At 45.1% G+C, this 17,592-nt stretch carries 14 protein-coding genes, 3 tRNA genes and 1 pseudogene; 15 read left to right on the top strand and 3 right to left on the bottom strand.

From position 1 onward, the window contains the following. Nucleotides 1-27 precede the first annotated feature (27 nt). Together DQN70_RS01275 and DQN70_RS01270 are read left to right on the top strand one after the other, a co-directional pair. Nucleotides 28-1,425 carry a metallophosphoesterase family protein gene (locus DQN70_RS01275; protein WP_023939251.1) on the top strand — a complete coding sequence of 466 codons (1,398 nt, stop codon included), beginning with the start codon at nt 28-30 and terminating at the stop codon, nt 1,423-1,425. 428 nt (nt 1,426-1,853) lie between these two features. After that, nucleotides 1,854-2,456 (top strand): annotated as a pseudogene (locus DQN70_RS01270) (transposase); the annotation flags it as partial. A 1,026-nt stretch (nt 2,457-3,482) separates the two neighbouring features. Here the strand turns inward: DQN70_RS01270 and DQN70_RS01265 are convergent. The 3 genes from DQN70_RS01265 to DQN70_RS01255 all read right to left on the bottom strand — a co-directional run bounded on the left by DQN70_RS01265 (nt 3,483) and on the right by DQN70_RS01255 (nt 7,423). Further along, entirely contained in the window at nt 3,483-6,203 is a 2,721-nt protein-coding gene (locus tag DQN70_RS01265) for an AAA domain-containing protein (RefSeq protein WP_042226026.1), read from the bottom strand. A gap of 229 nt (nt 6,204-6,432) precedes the next feature. Continuing rightward, nucleotides 6,433-7,128 carry a hypothetical protein gene (locus tag DQN70_RS01260; protein ID WP_042226029.1) on the bottom strand — a complete coding sequence of 232 codons (696 nt, stop codon included), beginning with the start codon at nt 7,126-7,128 and terminating at the stop codon, nt 6,433-6,435. Beyond that, nucleotides 7,109-7,423 (bottom strand): hypothetical protein, encoded by a 315-nt coding sequence (locus DQN70_RS01255; protein WP_145980588.1) that lies wholly within the window; start codon nt 7,421-7,423, stop codon nt 7,109-7,111. The genes DQN70_RS01260 and DQN70_RS01255 overlap by 20 nt, the downstream gene beginning before the upstream one ends. Nucleotides 7,424-7,626: 203 nt before the next feature. On the opposite strand from DQN70_RS01255, the gene DQN70_RS01250 reads away from it, so the two are divergent. The 13 genes from DQN70_RS01250 (at nt 7,627) to rplL (ending at nt 17,507) form a co-directional block, all read left to right on the top strand. Further along, on the top strand, nt 7,627-10,350 hold the full coding sequence (locus DQN70_RS01250) for a DNA gyrase/topoisomerase IV subunit A (RefSeq protein ID WP_023940685.1): 2,724 nt from the start codon (nt 7,627-7,629) through the stop codon (nt 10,348-10,350). Then, entirely contained in the window at nt 10,347-11,219 is an 873-nt protein-coding gene (locus DQN70_RS01245; RefSeq protein WP_023936377.1) for a hypothetical protein, read from the top strand. The genes DQN70_RS01250 and DQN70_RS01245 overlap by 4 nt, the downstream gene beginning before the upstream one ends. 249 nt (nt 11,220-11,468) lie before the next feature. Continuing rightward, entirely contained in the window at nt 11,469-12,722 is a 1,254-nt protein-coding gene (hpf, locus tag DQN70_RS01240) for a ribosome hibernation-promoting factor, HPF/YfiA family (protein ID WP_231968850.1), read from the top strand. 188 nt (nt 12,723-12,910) lie between these two features. Next, nucleotides 12,911-12,993, top strand: a tRNA-Tyr gene (locus DQN70_RS01235). A 37-nt stretch (nt 12,994-13,030) separates the two neighbouring features. Then, nucleotides 13,031-13,102: transfer RNA gene (locus DQN70_RS01230), tRNA-Thr, on the top strand. 54 nt (nt 13,103-13,156) lie between these two features. Further along, nucleotides 13,157-14,341 (top strand): elongation factor Tu, encoded by a 1,185-nt coding sequence (gene tuf / locus DQN70_RS01225; RefSeq protein WP_023936385.1) that lies wholly within the window; start codon nt 13,157-13,159, stop codon nt 14,339-14,341. Between the two features lie 128 nt (nt 14,342-14,469). Continuing rightward, nucleotides 14,470-14,542: transfer RNA gene (locus DQN70_RS01220), tRNA-Trp, on the top strand. Between the two features lie 19 nt (nt 14,543-14,561). After that, nucleotides 14,562-14,765, top strand: coding sequence for a preprotein translocase subunit SecE (gene secE / locus DQN70_RS01215; protein WP_023936387.1), 204 nt, complete (start codon nt 14,562-14,564; stop codon nt 14,763-14,765). Nucleotides 14,766-14,776: 11 nt separating this feature from the next. Continuing rightward, nucleotides 14,777-15,316 carry a transcription termination/antitermination protein NusG gene (nusG, locus tag DQN70_RS01210; RefSeq protein ID WP_023940689.1) on the top strand — a complete coding sequence of 180 codons (540 nt, stop codon included), beginning with the start codon at nt 14,777-14,779 and terminating at the stop codon, nt 15,314-15,316. Nucleotides 15,317-15,383: 67 nt separating this feature from the next. Then, a complete protein-coding gene (gene rplK / locus DQN70_RS01205) occupies nt 15,384-15,827 on the top strand; it encodes a 50S ribosomal protein L11 (RefSeq protein WP_023936391.1) in 444 nt (147 codons plus the stop codon). A gap of 12 nt (nt 15,828-15,839) precedes the next feature. After that, complete coding sequence (gene rplA / locus DQN70_RS01200; RefSeq protein WP_023936392.1) at nt 15,840-16,541, top strand: 50S ribosomal protein L1; 702 nt, start codon at nt 15,840-15,842, stop codon at nt 16,539-16,541. A 19-nt stretch (nt 16,542-16,560) separates the two neighbouring features. Continuing rightward, nucleotides 16,561-17,088: a 50S ribosomal protein L10 gene (gene rplJ / locus DQN70_RS01195; RefSeq protein WP_023936393.1), complete on the top strand. Its 528-nt coding sequence runs from the start codon at nt 16,561-16,563 to the stop codon at nt 17,086-17,088. Between the two features lie 44 nt (nt 17,089-17,132). Continuing rightward, on the top strand, nt 17,133-17,507 hold the full coding sequence (gene rplL / locus DQN70_RS01190; RefSeq protein ID WP_023936394.1) for a 50S ribosomal protein L7/L12: 375 nt from the start codon (nt 17,133-17,135) through the stop codon (nt 17,505-17,507). The last annotated feature ends 85 nt before the right edge of the window (nt 17,508-17,592 follow it).

Here is a 17,592-nt window from a genome sequence, read left to right as displayed (position 1 = left end):
TCCCGAAAAGACCAATAACATTTGTCTATGAATTTTACAAGAAAGAGGAGCTTACGCTTCCTTATTCCACTGATCCTTCTCGTAGGATTGGTTATTTTTCTCTCTCTTCGCTGGAAGGTATGGTTTTCCAATCTACCCGAAGTGTCCTATACTCCTTCCGATACTATAGATAGACTGACTTTGACTCCCGGGCAAGATATTTGTCACGATGTCACAGTCTCATGGAGGGCTGGTAGTGAACCTGCTAAATCCTGGGTTGTGTATACTTCAGATTCTATGCCTGAGATACATCTGCCGGCCATGGCTTCCCGTGTAGAAAGTCGTGGAGGGGTTGATGTCTTTTATTCTGCTCATTTGAAAGGGCTTGATAACCAGCGTGAATACAAGATACAGGTCTATACCGATGGTTGTAGTAATACCGATTCTCTGACAATTGCTTTCCCACATCCAGACTCAACTTTGAGGTTGATGTATTTAGGTGATTTGCAGGATATAGATCTGGCAGAGGCCAAGAAGAAGTTGGATAGTATAAGCCGTTACTATCTCTCTACGGATCTTTATCTACAAGTCGGAGATCTCATTGAGCGACCGATGAACTCGTACTGGGATCTTGTCTATAGATCAGTCGGAGAAACGCTGATGAAGAGAAGATTTGTGGCTACCCCCGGCAATCACGAAGTTATTAAGGGATTTAGGAAGAAGATAGACCCACGCTGGAAAGCTCAGTTTAATTACCCTCTTAACGGCCCGGCCGGACAAGAAGGTCTCTCGTACTATATCGATCATCCTCATTGCCGTATTGTCTCTCTCAATTCCAATCATTTGGATAGGCCTTTGGAGTTGTATCATCAGCTGTCTTGGCTCGATGATGTCTTGGGGTCTGCCTCCCAACCTTTTCTCATTGTCATGATGCACCATTCGGTAAAGCCCGTTCGAGGGACACGCTCTCACCCCATCATGTATAGCTTGGTGCGTCCTATTTTGGAGAGACATAAGGTTGATCTGGTCTTGGCCGGGCACGACCATGCCTATGCACGTACCACTCATCCTGATAAGGATGCCTACAGAAGTACCACTCCGGTCTACTTGATCAGTTCTTTCTCAGGCAAGTGTTACGAAAATGGCTTTTCTCCCATCTTTGACAGACTGGGCTCGGGGACTGCCTTCTACTCATTGATTGAACTGACCGATCGTAGCCTTGATTTCTCGACCTATACAATAGATCAGCAGCTGACTGATCATTTCCGACTTCTTCGTCCTGATAAGGCAGAAGGACAGGGTCGTGTACCATCTCGCTTTGAGGAGCTGGGGCTTGATTTACCTGAATATCTCTTGTTTGATCAATTCGCAGGCAACGAAAAGGGACGAAAAAAGAGGGCAGCTTATCAAGAGGCTCTCAAGAAGCGTTTGTCAAACAAACATTAAGTCTCTTTTTTATGGAGAGAGCAAAAGGAACTCCCACAAGGACGAACAACCAACTCTCGCGTTGTTGTTCGTCCTTGTGGGAGTAATTGTTTACAGAGCTTCCGATGGGTAATGTGAGACTATTGTATATGCTGGGTTATCATCGACATTATCATGCCAGCTTTGCTCTGTCTAATGCATCAAGATCAATATTTTCAGATCGCGATCTTAACACTCTGGCTAGAAGAGCATACAATGTAGCTTCCTGAAGCTGCAGTACCGATTCTGAAAATAGGCCGTGCCATCAGGAGAGATCGTTTCTATTCCGATCAATTTCCCTGAAACGAGACCTTTGCACGACAATTCTCCTGTGTTTATTTGTTAATTCGCTGTATAATAGGGAATTATTTCCTATAAGTGAGTATTGAAAACAGAATAATATTCTTCCCATGGCATACCAATCCAAGAACACCGATGAGCATGTAACATTTGCAGACGCACTCCTTTCAAAGCGTTATCTCAAAGCACAAAACGACTTCCTCAATCAGATTGACAGGCTTATTGATTGGTGTCCGATTCGGACGCTGATCAACAAGAAATACACGAAGCGACAAAATGCCATCGGTGCTCCTGCTTATGATGAGATTCTCTTATTCAAGATGTTGCACCTGGAGATATGGTATAACCTCAGTGATTGTGCTCTGGAGGAGCGTATCAATGATTCAATCACTTTTTCCCGATTCTTGGGCTTGAAAATGGAAGAGGTTTCTCCCGACCACAGCACCATCAGTCGATTTCGTTCGGCACTGACCGAACTGGGCCTGATGGACAAACTTTTGGTGCAGTTTAATAAGTAACTTTCCCTCCATCACATTTCAATAAGGGAAGGGATGCTTGTCGATGCAAGCCTTGTGCAGACGCCATATAAACCCAATGGAAGCATTACGATTGAATTCGCAGACGATAGGGAAGACAATCGGAGCGAGCAGGAAAAAGAGGCGGAGGAGGATTATCAAAAACAGCTTGTCCGTCAGCATAAAGGGACGGATGAATAAGCTCGTTGGGTGTACAAACAAAAGTGTTATCACTACGGATACAAAAAGCATTGTTCAAAGGGTGATTTACAAGCCATTTTATTCCTTGTCCCTTGCTTCCCCCCCAAATTCTTCCCACCTTTTATCCGAAGAATACCTCTTTCCTACATCTCCTTATTTTTCAAAGGTCTCGCAAATGTTATTCTTTTATATTTCAATGGGAGTTTATTCAAGCTTATATGCATAAATTTTGATATACTTCGCACTTTTCCATGTCAGTATAACAGAGGGCTGCTGTCCAATTCGTGCAAAGCTCCCAATCCCCCCATCCCGAATTGAGCAATAGTCTCTGATTGAGTTCTGTTCCTCAGATCTTTTGTTAATGTGCTTTTCTGTTTATTCTTATGTTATTTTGTTTTTATATTCTTGCGAATTTTCTGCTTAAATCGAGGCCTTTTGAGTTGCGTTTTCTCACCTTCTTTGATGCAGAGCAGAGACGTTTTTTGCTGACACGGGGGAAAAAGAAAATTCTCTCCTGAGGAAAAAATTATTCTCTCCTGTGTTAGCAAAAATTCTCTCAGGAGAGAATCTGACCTTCTCAGAATACTGATGAATAGGCTATTCTGAAGGCCCGTTATAAAGCATATGAAAGGGTAGGGTTTTGCTCCTTCGGGGCAGCTTTTTTCTCTCTATTTCTCCCATTTTTTTCACAGTCTGATTTTTTACAAAACATATCATTTTTGACAAGGGCACAATAGCCTTTCTGAGAGGAGGGCTTGCTATGTCATTTCTCTCTTGGCTCCTTGACGTACTCTCTTCTTCTTTGGGAAAAGTCTGGCAGAGGTCTATTACAACCCATATTTGCAAATCATACAGCGGACATTGTCGTTGTAGCCTCAAAATGGGGCTAACTCCGACATTTTTAAGGAGATCATTGAAGCCACAGCTGTGAAAGGGTTAAGTAAAGAGTAAGGAATCAAGAATGATCCTGAATTGAGGCTGTCAGGATAAAGATTCTGATTGAAAGGCTCAGATGCTTCTATTCTAATCAATTGATAACTGTTTTTGCAAGAAAGATTTCATTGTCTTCACATTGACAGTATCTGTTGTACTAATCCGATAAAGACTAAGTCCAGCCTTTTTGACAATCTGATCTTTCAGCGCATCACGAGATTGTTGAGTTTCATTTTCTCTATGGTAATGCCAGCCATCTATCTCTATAATTTGAAGAGGGCGTTTGGTCAAGGAGTTATATATCAAAAAGTCAACGTGGGAATATTGACTTTCCACAAATGCTCTCTCCCTTTCATCTAATGTACCCTTACAAGAGATAAGTTTTGACAAAGGGTAATGGCACAATACCTCCACATTTGCCAATCCTAACTCCGCGATTGCATCTGCCAGGACGTTGTATGCAAGATTTTCCGAAAGATAGTCAGATACTTGTGAGCATGAAGATAGGTAGGCCAATCTTTCCTCTGTGTACTGTTTGTAGAGTAAATCGAATACGGAATATATATTGCTTTCTTTTACTTCGAAATTGTTGTACTGTATGTAATTGATGAGTTGTGCCAAGTTTGTCTCTTCCGGTATGTCATTACCACTTGTCACGATACATAGATGAGTTTTTGCACGTGATATTGCCACATTGAGTAAGTTGGCATCATCAGAAAAGTTGGTAGGGGTATTATCCACAGTACTAAGTATGATCGTATCACATTCTCTCCCTTGATATTTGTGTACTGTACTTGCTATATCTCTACCAACAGCTTTGTTTATTTCATCTGCTTGCAAGCGATATGGCGTGATGATGCCTATGCTGTCTGAATCAGTATACTTCGGCAATACTTCGTGGACTATTACATCAAGTTCTCGTTGATTGAAGTGCCCACGTGCATGATTTCCTTTGGGAGTTCTTACAACCTGTAAGACTTTCTGTGCCTCATATCCGGAAGTCATGGCTATCAGTTCGCCATTGTAAAAACGTTGGTTGCAGAACTCTATAATTTTGGGATGGCAACGATAATGTTCACGCAGCAATACAGTCGGGGCGTCGTTAAATACTTTTACACAAGACTGTAAGAAACTATGAGAGGCCGCATCGTATTTGTCATCTACCTTATATGTGCTCTGAATAGCATTTAATGCATGCAACTCTTCTCGGCTAACTACATTTGGAAGTTGTTTGTCATCACCTACAATTACGGCATTCATGGCACATGACAGAGCCAATGCTCCTGTCTTTATATCTATTTGTGAGGCCTCATCCATGATCACATAGTCGAATACCATATCCTTGCTAATGCAACTTTTGGCAGAATAGGTAGTACTTAGTACTATGGGATACTCTTTTAGGAATTCCTCTGTTTGGGGCTTAATTTCCCTGACAGAGAACAGTCGCCTTGTGCTTCCATTATATCTCTTTGATACTTTGGCTTTCAAGACTTGGAGAGAGGAAGATCGAAGGGTATTTATGTTACTCTTGATATCAATAGACTTAAGTATTGAGGCAATAGTGTCCAACTCCTGTTCAATTTCTGACTTACGCAGGAGATAATAAGTTGCCTCCAATTTTGTAATCACATCCGAGAAGTTCCTATTGAGGAATGAAAACATTCTTATCCCAAACACAAAAGAATACTTCAAACGAAACCAAAGGTTTGGCTTCTGTCCATTCTCTGCGATCATTCGGTAAAGGTTGATCAGTGTCATCAGTTTAGATGCACTTTTCCCCTCCAACCAGCTAATCTTGGATGAGCCATTTTGGAGTATGTTGTCGTGTTTCGCCTCCTTTATTAAAGCTTCATATTCAGCATTTAACTGAGCTTGGCGCAATTGATTGTCAAAACCTTGTGAAATAGTGCGAAGAGCATCCAAAACTTTCTCTTCAACAATAGAAGCGTTTTCTAAAGACCAGCCCTTCATCTCAGGATACCCCGACTGATTGGAGATGAAGTCTTCCTTGTTTTTCACACTCCCGAGCTTTGCAACGAGAAATCCAAGTTTAACATCATTGAGTTTCTCTGCCACATTCTCAACGGCTGAGTTGTTGCTGGAGACGACAAGTACATTCTTGCCTGCCATCAATAAATTGGCAACGATGTTCAATATCGTTTGTGTCTTCCCTGTTCCTGGAGGCCCTTGTATCACGCTCACTTGGTTCGTCAGAGCTGCTTCTACAGCAGACTTTTGACTTGCATTGCATCCAAAAGGATAGTATATGCGCTTAGGCTTATGATAAACTCTCAGCTTCGTCTTGTCGCCAAGATATTGAGCTAAAGGGACATTGTCTCGCTTGACATCGACCAAGTCATATTGTTTTGACAGAATACTGTCTTCATCGCTATTCATCAGGCCGGTTTCTTCTGCCAGCTTACGTAAATAACTCCAAGTTGATCCTCCGTTTTTATCTATAGGAGTGCGCGTGATATACACTTCATTTCCTTGGAAGTTTTCGTATCCCGCATTGGTGTAACCTACTCTATAAAAAGTATGTGTGCCATCTGTGAACTGTAGTACCTCAGAGACATTAGAGATGCGTTTATTGTTGATATAGAGGCCTTTTTCGCCAAGGTCTATCGCTTTGGGATGAATGAGATAAAGCAACCTCGACTTATTGTAATTGAATAAATGAGGGGATGTGGAAAATCTTACAGACCAGAGTCCATTCTTATTTTCATTTATAGAGACCACCTGTTCTGTCACAAACATGCGTTGATCACCTCGCCTTTCTAAGTCTATTATCATGCATTGCCTTGCATCCATATTTACCGGCCTTTTCCTATTAGAAGGGGATACTACTTGCCTGATTTATTGAGTTTATTATTTCTGTAAGACATTCCTGGGATGCTTGAGCGTATCATAATTTGCTGATCCATTTTATCCTTCTAGGCTTTCCTTTTTCATCCTAAAAGGCAAATTTATAGAGGAGGGTGAGCCAAACTATCTATTTTGGCACAGCCTCCTCTCAAAGCCGGAGATATGGATATCGCCCTTATTGAATTGTCTTGAGAGACTGTCTGCCCAGCTGTATGATGCATATTCCCTCCGGTAGGCTAAGACAATGGTCCCCCGGCCCCAGTGCCTGAACTCTTAGCAGGGAGCCTTCTATACTATAGATGCGAATGACCTTTCTTTGGAGCAACGAGATGTAGAGGTTCTGCTTGTGGGCATACACACGTACAGGGAGAGCGATCTGTTTGCTGCTGGAGTCTCCTTGCGATACTATTTCCACTTCTCCCTTGGCCACATTCCCTTCCTTGTCGAAGACTGCATGTCTTTCTCTGTCGAAGTAAGCCCCTTCAGGTTTCGTGATGACGTAGTCTCCTTTGAGCTCCGCAATGTCTACAATTGCCCCGTGAAAACCTTTGGCTCGCAGCCTGGCTCCGTTTACTATATTTAGTGTCTCATTCCTTTTCCCATCGCCTCCAGAGATCCCCCAGCTATCCCCAACTGCACTTACTGTACATCCCTGGATTGTGAGCGTGGTATTTCCTTTGTTCAGGAGAATAGCACTCCCTTTGTCCGAGGAGATACTCAGGTTTCCCTCTCCTGTGATGTAGGTGGACTCTTCGAGCAGCATTGCACCTTTTTCTTTTGAGGATATGGAGTTCTCTCCTTTCAGGAGTATCGTAAGATTCGGTTTGTTTCTGTTGCAGAAAGAAGCATGACTATCTGTTGATTGTAGCATTGTGCAGAGTAAGGGTGTTCGTCCCGACATTGTAGCTCACTTCATCACCCTTTACACCTTCTATTCGGGTCAAGTCATGAGCATTCTCTGAGTTGATCTCTATTCCGTTGATAGAGAATAGGGTATGGCCATGTTGGGCGTTTGCCTGTATTTGTAATGCCCATGGAGAGAGCATAAAAGTGATGGATAAAAAGGAAAGGAGTCTTTTCATGGAAAGAGTTTTGCTTGATTGTTTCACTACTCTGTTTTTATTTGGGCCTCCGGATCCATTGTTGTGCTGAGAGATTTCTTTCATGTCTTTTTTATGTGTAAGGCTAGACGATGGGATCTCGTTGTGTTGCAAAAATATGTCTGTCTTTTGGGGTGAGCAAATTGCCGGCTTGCTCCCTCGTGCTTCCATTTTGTGTGTTATGTGGCTGCCAGCGGTTGTACTCTTCTTTGCAAACCGTATCTTTGTGCAATGCCTTTTTATCTCTTTTTAGTTCAGATAACCAAGTTATGACAGAGTACGATGAGGAGTTACCCGGGGAAATAGGGTCAGAACAAGCTGAAGCAGACACATTGGAGGCTGCAGATGCTAAGTCGGAGTATTTGCCTGAAACAACAGCCTCCGTAATGAAAAATTTGGGTGGTATGTATAGGAGCTGGTTCTTAGACTATGCTTCTTACGTGATCCTTGAGCGCGCCGTACCACATATAGAGGATGGCCTGAAACCAGTACAGAGGCGAGTGCTCTATGCCATGCACGTGTTAGGCCCCGAGCGGATGACCAAAGTAGCCAAGATTGTGGGGGCGACTATGGCCTATCATCCACATGGTGATGCTTCGATCAACGATGCTTTGGTGCAGTTGGGGCAAAAGGGCTATCTGATTGATATGCAGGGTAACTGGGGGAATATCTTCACTGGAGACAGTGCTGCGGCTGGTCGTTATATAGAGGCGAGACTATCCCTTTTTGCTCAGGAAGTCCTATTTGATGATAAAATCACCGATTGGAAACGAACTTACGATGGTTCTGCCGATGAGCCAGTGGCTTTGCCGGTCAAATTCCCTCTCCTTTTGTTGCAGGGAGCCGAAGGGATTGCAGTGGGCTTATCGTCTAAAATCCTTCCGCATAATTTCTGTGAGATTATAGAGGCAGCCTGTCACTATCTCCGTGGTGAAGACTTTGAGCTTTATCCCGATTTTCCCACCGGAGGGTTAGTCGATGTCTCCGGCTATGCCGATGGCAGACGCGGAGGGCGTGTCAAGAGCCGAGCTCGAATTGGTAAAATAGACAATAGAACCCTCTCTATTAGTGAGTTGCCGGCCGGTAAGACGACATCTTCCCTGATCGATTCTATACTGAAAGCCAACGAACGAGGAAAAATAAAGATCAAACAAGTGGTTGATATGACTGCCTCGGAGGTTGATATCCGAGTTTACCTGCCTGCTGGGGTTTCCGGGGATAAGACCATCGATGCTCTTTATGCTTTCACCGATTGTGAGGTTAATCTCTGGCCCAATGCTTGTGTGATACGAGATGAGCGGCCGGAGTTCCTTTCTGTGGGTGAGCTGTTGCGGATGAGTGTGGATCGTACCCGAGAGCTGCTTCGCATGGAGTTGCAGCATCGGCTCAATGAGCATGAACAGCAATATATGGCTGCATCTCTGGAGCGGATCTTTATAGAGGAAAGAATTTATAAAGATCAGGCCTTTGAAGAAGCCCCCGATGAGCCCAGCGTATTGGTACATATAGACCGACGTTTGGAGCCCTGGAAAGAGAATCTTTTGCGTCCAGTGACAGAGGAGGATCTCAGGCGACTGCTCGAAATCAGAATGGCTCGGATCCTTCGCTTCAACATCCCCAAACACGAAGCGATGATGCTGGAGTTGGAGAGAAAGATAGATGAGCTAAAGAAAAACATCGCCGGGATTGTGGCCTACACGATACGCTGGTATGAACATTTGGCCGAACAATATGGAGAAGCGTACCCACGTCGTTCTCAATTGGTGAGTTGGACACAAATAGAGGCAACCAAAGTGGTAGCTCTGGACCAGAAACTTTATATCAATAGAGAAGAGAACTTCATCGGTACAGCCCTTAAGGAGAGTGAGTTTGTGTGCAACTGCTCGGATCTGGACGAGTTTATCATTTTCTTCCGTGATGGACGTTATATGGTTTCCAAAGTAGAGGAGAAGAAATTTGTCGGCAGGGGAGAGGTGATCCATATCGATCGTTTTGAGCGAAGTCGCGAACGCACTGTTTACAATGTGATTTATCGTGATGGCAAGAAGAGCCCGTTCTATATCAAACGATTCAACATCACCTCTTATGTGAGGGATCGTGAATATGACCTGACTCAGGGGAAAGCAGGCTCCAAGGTGGTTTACTTTTCGGTCAACCGTAACGCTGAGGCCGAAACGGTGAAGATCATACTCAAGCCACGCCCCCGACAGAGGATCCTTGTTTTTGAGAAGGATTTCAGTGACATCCTCATCAAAGCGCGTACCGCTCGAGGGAATTTGCTTACTCGAGCTGAAGTGCACAAGATTAGCCTTAAAGAGAAAGGAGCTTCAACGCTTGGCGCACGGCAGATTTGGTTCGATAGAGATGTGATGCGTCTCAACTACGATGGCCAAGGAGAACTGATCGGTAGCTTTAAGCCGGAAGACAAGATGCTCGTAATTCTTTCCCCCGGGGAGTGTTATCTGACTGATTGTAGCGACACAAATCATTATGAATCTAATGTCTCACGGATAGAGATCTATCACCCCGACAAGGTGTGGACAGCTGTTTACTACAATGCCGAACAGGGATTTGTCTACCTTAAGCGTTTTGTCATGGAGGGGGATCAGAGGATGCGTATTCAGGGCGATGATGAATCAAGTCGATTATTATTGCTCACCGATACGCCCTATCCCTATCTGGAGGCTCGTTTTGCGGGAGCCGACATTGACCGCCCACCTTTGAGGATAGAGGCAGAGAGCTTTGTTGGAATAAAGAGTATCAAAGCAAAAGGGAAGCGTGTCTCTACTTATGAGATTGACAAGGTAGAGGAGCTGGAACCTCTGCGACAGCCGGAAGAGACATCGTTGCCACAAGATTCTGTTTCAAGTGATACAGAAAACACTGAAGAAGACGAGGATTCCATTACTGACATGGAGTGGAGAGACCGGATCTTAGGAGTTCCCCGATTGGATTTTTCAGAAGAAACTTTGACTGAAGAAGAGGATAAATGAGTTTGCTCCATTGGATGTTTAGTCGTGTTCGGCTTGTCCGGATCATTCCTTTTTGGCTTATCTGCTTTGTCGGCATGTCGGCACAGCAGGTGCATACGAGTCGCACAGTCAATACATTGAATGTCGGAGGGCTCTACCTCAAAGATACCTATTTGTCCCCATTGCGCTACGGAGGACTAACTTCTGGGTATGGATACAAACGCTACACAGGGCTAAAGGCAGATAAGTCTCTTTTGCTCCATTACTATGGGCAGATAGAAGCCGATTGGGCAGATAATCCAGTTGGTAATGCTTCTTTTTGGGGGGTAGACGGAAGATTGGGGATAACTCCTCTTTGGCTAATCAAGCTTCCCACTCCGATTGCTTGTTATTTGGGGCCAGGGTTCGATTGTGGGTTGGGAGGGATTTTTAGTACTCGCAATGGAAACAATCCCGCTACTCTTAAACTGCATGGAGATTTGCAAGCTGCCTTATTACTCACCTACCGACTGCCTCTTGATCGCTTCCCTGCCCTTGTCTCTTTTTCCTGGCATCAGTCCTTTTTAGGAACAGCTTTCGGGGTGGATTACGGAGAAAGTTATTATGAACATTTCTTGCCTGAGAAAATTAGCCGAGGGGTGAAGGAAGGGATGCATTTGACTCATCCCGGTATTACTCAGCGGATAAGAACGGATTTGTCTTTAGACCTTCCGTTGCCACGCTACTTTACTTTTAGGGTGGCCTATAGGATGTCTTTTGATGACACGACTTTGGGGCGGATTCGCTCCTCTCGATGGGTCAATGTGTTGGAATTGGGATTGGTGCGAGAGATTTGGTCCATAGCAGGCCGGGATGCCGAGCGAGGAAGGCTCTCCCATACGGTCTTTTAGTCGGGGAGATATCTCGGTGCGATGGAAATACCTTTTGCGCTATGTATCTTTGTCTCGGGCCGGGGCGATCTCCTTTTCTTTGATTGTGAGCGAAACGGTTGTCAAGTAAAAGTTGAGGTTGCCTCGGTTTCTTTGAATTGTTTTTAAGAGCAGATCTGTTTTTCTTCTCTTCTATTTTTTTCCCTCATAAAGGCCGACCTTATTCCTATTATTATCCTCCCCCCCCCATCCAGATACGACAACTTGAATGTGAAAAGATTGTACATGGAATGTTTTTCTACTTCGGATATTTCGCAGACTGATGATGATTTGCCTCTCTTTGGAGAGATAGAGGGCTATGTGCGCTATTTGAAATATGAGCGCAATATGTCTCCCTATACACTGTCTGCATACTTGTCCGATTTGCGAGACTACCAGCTTTTCCTTGTCGAGATAGGGGAGGGGGCAGATTTTAGCCCCTCCGGTTTGGATAGAGATCGTGTTCGCAAATGGCTTTCGCAGGAGATGGGCAGAGGGTTGGCTCCGAGGTCAGTCCGTCGAAAGCTGTCCTCGCTCAAATCTTTCTATTTATATCTGCAAAAGAATGGTCGGATCGAAAACAATCCGGTTCGTTATCTCCGAAGTCCCAAAGTGGAGAAGCCTCTCCCGGCATTTATCCCAGATCAGGAAATGGATGAATTGTTGGGTATGCCCTATGATGACACCGATTTTGAACAAATGAGAGATCATTTGTTGCTTGAGATGCTCTATCAGACAGGCATACGACGCTCCGAATGTGCCGCTCTCAAAGACACAGATGTGGATATTCAATCTCGAAAGATCAAAGTCTTGGGTAAGCGCAACAAAGAGCGTATTATTCCCTTTGGGATAGGTTTGGCTGAGCTGATTGGCAAGTGGCGGGTTTTGAGAGATGAAAAGATTGTAAGACCTGATTCTTTTTTTGTATCTTTGAGTGGCAGCCCACTCGAGGTGAAGGATGTGTATCATATCGTACACCGGGTGCTCATCCACTTCCCTCATTTGGCTCGTAGAGGTCCGCATGTGTTGCGTCATTCTTTCGCCACAGCGATGCTCAATGAGGGGGCCGATTTGCTGGCAGTGAAAGAGTTGCTCGGTCATCAGAGTCTCAGTACTACGGTGGGGTATACGCATAGCACTTTCGGGCAGCTGAAACAGATGTACAACGCTCATCCGAGAGCAAAAAAACAAGATGTTATGAACGTGAGAATTCAGGCTTTACATTTTGATGCCACAGATCAGCTAAAGCAGTTTATAGAGAAGAAACTTTCTAAGTTGGAGCGTTTCGTGGAGGATGCGATGGTGGCAGAGGTTGTCCTGAAGGTTGTTAAACCCGAGACAGTTGAGAATAAGCATGCTTCCATTCAGATACCGGTCCGAGGTGCCGAATTGTTTGCTCAGAAGTCGTCCGATACATTTGAGGCTGCCATAGATGAGTGTATCGATGCTCTTAAGAAACAGATTGAGCGTCTCAAGGACAGATAAAAACAAAGAGCCGGAGGGTGAATTTCCTACTTTTTTTCTCCGGCTTTGTTTCTCTCTCAGAGAGGTGGGGGCGTGCGAGTTTCGGTACTTTTTCTTCTCAGAATATTTGGAGGTAATGGAAAACTTGCTAAATTTGCAGCCGATAATCGTTCCGGTTGAGATTTGCACCGGGGGTACTTATCCCGGAAGGGCAGTTACCAGAGTGGCCAAATGGGGCTGACTGTAACTCAGCTGGCTTACGCCTTCGGTGGTTCGAATCCATCACTGCCCACCGCAGTCCGATGTTAGTCGGAGAACCGAAAGAATTCGCCAATGTAGCTCAGTGGTAGAGCACTTCCTTGGTAAGGAAGAGGTCCCGGGTTCAAATCCCGGCATCGGCTCGGATTTGTGGTTAGCGTAATAGAACAACTTAATCAGAAACAGAATAATAGGTTATGGCAAAAGAACATTTCAACAGATCGAAACCACACGTAAATATTGGTACGATCGGTCACGTCGACCACGGTAAGACAACTCTTACGGCTGCTATCACTACGGTGTTGGCCAAGAATGGTTTGTCTGAACTCCGTTCATTCGACTCTATCGACAATGCTCCCGAGGAAAAGGAAAGAGGTATTACTATCAATACTTCGCACGTAGAGTATGAGACGGCTAACCGTCACTACGCTCACGTAGACTGTCCGGGTCACGCTGACTATGTGAAGAATATGGTAACGGGTGCGGCTCAGATGGACGGTGCTATCATCGTAGTAGCTGCTACTGATGGTCCTATGCCTCAGACTCGTGAGCACATCCTCTTGGCTCGTCAGGTAAATGTGCCGAGACTTGTTGTGTTTATGAACAAGTGTGACATGGTAGACGATGAGGAAATGCTCGAGCTTGTTGAAATGGACATGAGAGAGCTCCTCTCTTTCTATAATTTTGATGGCGACAATACTCCTATCATCCGTGGTTCTGCTTTGGGTGCTCTGAATGGGGACGCTAAGTGGGAAGAGAAGATTATGGAGCTTATGGCTGCCGTGGATGAGTGGGTGCCCCTGCCTGAGCGTGAGAAAGACAAGCCTTTCTTGATGCCAGTTGAAGACGTGTTCTCTATCACAGGTCGTGGTACAGTGGCTACTGGTCGTATCGAAACTGGTATTGTAAAGACTGGCGATGAAGTGCAGATTATCGGTCTTGGTGCTGAGGGTATGAAGTCTGTTGTTACGGGTGTGGAAATGTTCCGCAAGATCCTTGATGAGGGTGAAGCTGGTGACAACGTAGGTCTTTTGCTTCGCGGTATCGAAAAAGACGAAATCAAGCGTGGTATGGTGATCACTCACCCGGGTACTATCACTCCGCATAAGAACTTCAAGGCTGAGGTTTATATTCTGAAGAAAGAAGAAGGCGGTCGTCATACTCCGTTCCATAATAAGTATCGCCCGCAATTCTACATCCGTACCCTTGACGTAACTGGTGAGATCTCTCTCCCAGAAGGTGTAGAGATGGTAATGCCTGGCGACAATGTAACCATCAATGTAGAGTTGATCTACCCGGTTGCTTGTAACGTAGGTCTCCGCTTCGCTATCCGTGAAGGTGGACGTACAGTAGGTGCTGGTCAGATTACAGCTCTTGACTAATAATTGGAGGGTGAAAGTCGGTCTTCAGATCGAGGGCCGACTTTCTGACCTTTCGAGTGAAGGATATAGAAGGAGGGTGTAGCTCCAGTGGTTCTGCACCCTCTCTTTGTCTGACTTCCTTCCCTGTTACGGGTTTAGCTCAGTTGGTAGAGCACTGGTCTCCAAAACCAGGTGTCGGGAGTTCGAGTCTCTCAACCCGTGCAATAAAACGATTGATACGATGAGTGTATTCAATAAAATAGGGGCTTATGTCAAGGGTTCCTATGGCGAGCTTGTACACAAGGTCTCTTGGCCTACAAGGGCTGAGCTGACCAATAGTGCAGTTGTGGTAATGGTAGCTTCCATCATTATCGCTCTTTTTATCTTTCTCGTTGACACGGTGTTTAATGAGTTGATGGATCAGGTTTATAAACTTGTCATCTGATCATTGGTGCTATGTCGGACGAAAAGAAGTTTTACGTACTTCGGGCCATCAGTGGCAAGGAGAATCAGGTGAAGCAGTACATCGAAGCAGAGAAGCGCAACTCCTCTCTCGGTGAACATGTGGATCGCGTGATTATTCCTACAGAGAAGGTGATGACACAGCGTGCCGGCAAGAAGGTGCTTGTAGAGCGCCCCTTGCTCTCCGGCTATATATTGGTAGAAGCCAATTTAGTGGGAGAAGTGGCGCATACGTTGCGTACCATACCCAATGTGATCGATTTTCTCGGTGATGGGAGAAATCCTGTCCCATTGAGAGAGTCGGAAGTTAATCAGATGCTGCGGAAAGCCGATCAACTTGATGATTCGGATGTCTCTTACGATGTTGATTTCGTTGTAGGAGAAACAGTGAAGGTTATTTCCGGAGCTTTTGGTGGCTTTACTGCTTCCGTCGAAGACGTAAATGCGGATAAGAAACGGCTCAAGGTGATGGTGAAGATTTTCGGTCGAAAAACTCCACTGGAGCTGGATTATTCTCAAGTAGAGAAAGAATAGCGGTTGAGATTACTGCGCCTTTCTCATCGAACACAGTGCAACGTGTTTCACATTTAATTCAAGAACAATGGCTAAAGAAGTTGCTGGACAAATCAAATTGCAAATAAAAGGAGGAGCTGCAAACCCTTCTCCGCCTGTAGGCCCTGCATTGGGTGCCAAGGGTATCAATATAATGGAGTTTTGCAAGCAATTCAATGCCAGGACTCAGGACAAGGCTGGTAAGGTGTTACCTGTGGTAATTACCTACTATGCCGATAAGTCTTTCGATTTCATTGTAAAAACCCCTCCTGTGGCTGTACAACTCTTGGAGATGACCAAGAAAAAGTCTGGTTCGGCTCAGCCTAACCGCAGCAAGGTGGCTCAGATCACATGGGATCAGGTTAGAGCAATAGCGGAAGACAAGATTGTCGACCTGAACTGTTTCACCGTGGAGTCTGCCATGAAGATGGTAGCCGGTACGGCTCGCAGTATGGGTATTGCTGTAAAGGGTCCTTTCCCCGAAAATATCTAAATCTGAATTGAAATGGCAAAACTGACAAAAAATCAGAAGCTAGCTCTCAGTAAGGTAGAACTGGGGAAAGCATATACGTTGGCGGATGCCTCTGCCTTGGTTAAGGAGATTACCTCTACCAAGTTCGATGCTTCCGTGGACATTGATGTGCGTCTGGGCGTAGACCCTCGAAAGGCAAACCAGATGGTTCGTGGGGTTGTTACTTTACCTCATGGTACTGGTAAGCAAGTCCGAGTATTGGCTTTGTGTACCCCCGACAAGGAAGAAGAGGCTAAAGCAGCCGGAGCTGACTATGTCGGACTGGATGAGTATATAAATAAGATCAAAGGAGGCTGGACGGACATAGATGTGATTATCACTATGCCGGCTATCATGGGTAAGATCGGAGCTTTGGGTAGAGTATTGGGCCCGAGAGGTTTGATGCCTAATCCCAAGAGTGGCACCGTGACAAATGAGGTTGGCGCTGCCGTCCGCGAGGTGAAAGCCGGTAAGATAGACTTCAAGGTCGATAAGGCCGGGATTGTCCATTCTTCGATTGGTAAGATTTCCTTCGGAGCGGATCAGATTTGTGAGAATGCTCGTGAATTTGTAGCTACGCTCAACAAACTGAAGCCTTCCGCAGCCAAGGGGACTTACATCAAGAGTATCTTCCTCTCCAGCACTATGAGTCTTGGTATCAAGGTAGATCCTAGATCTGTAGATGATGGTCAATAACTAAAGAGTACTACGTGTTATGAAAAAGGAAGATAAGAGTATAGTAATAGAGAAGCTGGGACAGCTATTGGCCGAATATCCACACTTCTATCTGGTGGATATTGAGGGACTCAATGCCGAAGCCACTATGAGTTTGCGTCGCTCTTGTTTCAAGGGGGAGGTGAAACTGATGATGGTGAAGAACACGCTGCTTCGCGCTGCTCTGCACAATAAGGGTGAGGAGTTTGAACAGTTCGATCCCATCCTCAAGGGAAGTTCTGCTTTGATGCTTTGCCATACAGCAAATGCTGCAGCTCGTATCATCAAAGATTTGACTTCGGATCCCAAGAAGAAGCAGACAAAGCCAGCTCTCAAGGGAGCTTATGCACAGGAAGGCTTCTATATTGGAGCTGAGCATCTGGATACTTTGGTTTCCATCAAGAGTCGCGAAGAACTACTTGCAGAGGTTATTTCTCTTCTGGAATCTCCTATCAAGAATGTTGTTTCTTCACTTCAATCAGCCGGATCTACCATCCATGGTGTATTGAAGACTCTAGAAGAAAGATGAATTCAACAAAACAACGAATAAAAACTTATTAATATCATACTAAAATGGCAGATATCAAAGCTATTGCTGAACAACTGGTAAACCTCACAGTGAAAGAAGTTAGCGAACTCGCTACCGTCCTCAAAGAAGAATACGGCATTGAGCCCGCAGCTGCTGCTGTTGCTGTCGCTGCTCCTGGTGCTGGTGCTGCTGCTGCCGAGGAAGAAAAGACATCTTTCGATGTAGTACTCAAGAGCCCCGGTGGTGCTAAACTTCAGGTTGTAAAGGCTGTGAAAGAACACTGTGGTCTTGGTCTTAAAGAAGCTAAAGACTTGGTAGACGCAGCTCCTTCCAACGTTAAGGAAGGTGTAGACAAGGCTACAGCTGAGGCTCTCAAGAAAGCTCTCGAAGAAGCCGGCGCAGAAGTTGAGCTTAAGTAAAAGCTCCTTTTGGGCCTGAATATCAGGCTTCCACGGTTAAGAACCCCTCTTTGGGGTTCTTAACCCTTTCGTGTCTAATAACCTT

The organism is Porphyromonas crevioricanis (assembly GCF_900476255.1).
Classification (GTDB): domain Bacteria; phylum Bacteroidota; class Bacteroidia; order Bacteroidales; family Porphyromonadaceae; genus Porphyromonas; species Porphyromonas crevioricanis.
Note: the sequence above shows the minus strand (reverse complement) of the source record. Positions and strands in the feature narration are given on the sequence as shown.